Annotated in this window: 2 protein-coding genes; both read left to right on the top strand. The window is 63.4% G+C overall.

Features of this window, described 5'->3' with window-relative positions; translation table 11 throughout:
* Positions 1 to 181 precede the first annotated feature (181 nt).
* Positions 182 to 979, top strand: coding sequence for an alpha/beta hydrolase (locus tag P0D80_RS50060; RefSeq protein ID WP_408296150.1), 798 nt, complete (start codon positions 182 to 184; stop codon positions 977 to 979).
* A 3-nt stretch (positions 980 to 982) separates the two neighbouring features.
* Positions 983 to 1,324 carry a hypothetical protein gene (locus P0D80_RS50055; protein WP_408296147.1) on the top strand — a complete coding sequence of 114 codons (342 nt, stop codon included), beginning with the start codon at positions 983 to 985 and terminating at the stop codon, positions 1,322 to 1,324.
* Positions 1,325 to 1,576: the final 252 nt, after the last annotated feature.

Raw genomic sequence — 1,576 nt, 5'->3', positions numbered from 1 at the left:
GACTGGTCCACGGTTCACTGTGCAAGCGGGGGCGTCGTTGCCAGCTGCCCGTTGCCTTGGAGCCGTCCCTCCCGGCGCCGTCAGCGCGTGGCTCGCGACGACACGCATGGACATAAGCGGTGGTCAATGCGCGCTAAACTGGGTTCGTTACTGAAACGATCGGTGGATCGGGCTCAAGGCGATGAAATTCACCGGGTTGATGCTGCGTCTCACCGTTGCGTGCCTGATTGTGTTCGCTGGAGTCGCCATCTTGCAGGATCGTTTTATCTACTTCCCTGAGAAGGCTGCAACCGGGGACGTCGTTTCCAGCGTACTTCGCGCCTGGCCGACACCTGAGGCGTTCCGGGGCCTCGTGGCCGAGCCCGTCGGATCCGTGCGCGCCACCGTCATCGTCTTTCATGGCAATGCCGGGCACGCCGGACACCGTTCGTTCTACGCCGCAGCGCTCACGCGGCTCGGGCTGCGCGTGATCCTCGCCGAATATCCAGGCTACGGGCCGCGCGACGGCACGCCGGGCGAAGAGAGTCTGGTCGGTGATGCCCAACAGACCATCGCGCTGGCGCATCGGCTCTATGGCGCGCCGTTGCTGCTCATCGGCGAATCGCTCGGGGCCGGCGTGGCGGCCGCCGCCGGCTCGCGTGAACGCGACAAGACCGCTGGCTTGCTGCTCATCACGCCATGGGATCGGCTTGAGCACGTCGCTGCTTATCACTATCCGTGGCTGCCCGTGAAATGGCTGCTGCGCGACCGATACGACAGCGTGACCCATATGGCGTCGGTCGGGCGCCCTGTTCTCGTCGTGGTTGCGGAGCGCGACAGCATCGTCCCCCCGCGCTTCGGCGAAGCGCTCTACAACTCGCTGGCCGAACCGAGACAACTGATAGTGGTGAAGGCGGCTGAACATAACGACTGGATCGGCCGCGTCGACGAAACCTGGTGGCGGGAGGTGATCGGCTTCCTGCTCACGCCTTCGCATTGAAATATGAAATCACGCTCCGTCCCGTCCGGCAGGGAACGCTTCTATGTCCTCGACGCGAAGAACAGACCTGTCGAGGTGTTCGATCGCGGCGAGTGGTCGCGCTGGATGACAGAGAACGAACTGATCTTCCGCCGCACGCTGCTGGATGAATCCGGTGTGACGGTCACCACCCGCTTCCGCGGTGTGTCCGAACCGAAAACCGGGGAGGGTTCGCTGTTCGTGACGCGCGTCGCCGGAATGGAAGCGCGAGACAACAGGAGCTACGGAGCACGTACGCTCGATGAAGCGCTGGAGCAACATGAGCTCATCGTGCAGAAGATCGTCCGCATGCTGACCAGGCGGTGATCGCCACAGCACAACGATTCTCCTCGACCATAACCATCCCCCCGGCGCGGACGACATTGCCTGCGCGGGCGTCCGCCCGAAGGTCGCCACGCCCAAAGTGACTATCTATCTGACTGACGGCCTGCAGCCTTTCGACCGTGAAATCGGATTTGACAATGGCGCGCCACTCTCGTCCGCACGGCTGCAGCCCGAATAACCATCCAGGCGCAGGACAGGCGATTGAAGAAGATCGGCGGCGACCGGGTGCAATTG

This window comes from Paraburkholderia sp. RL17-373-BIF-A (assembly GCF_046030175.1).
Taxonomy (GTDB): domain Bacteria; phylum Pseudomonadota; class Gammaproteobacteria; order Burkholderiales; family Burkholderiaceae; genus Paraburkholderia.
Note: the sequence above shows the minus strand (reverse complement) of the source record. Positions and strands in the feature narration are given on the sequence as shown.

What these genes read in the sequence shown, in the direction of transcription:
- P0D80_RS50055 (WP_408296147.1), top strand. Translation starts at nt 983, where the DNA reads ATGAAATCACGCTCCGTCCCGTCCGGCAGGGAACGCTTCTATGTCCTC.
- P0D80_RS50060 (WP_408296150.1), top strand. Translation starts at nt 182, where the DNA reads ATGAAATTCACCGGGTTGATGCTGCGTCTCACCGTTGCGTGCCTGATT.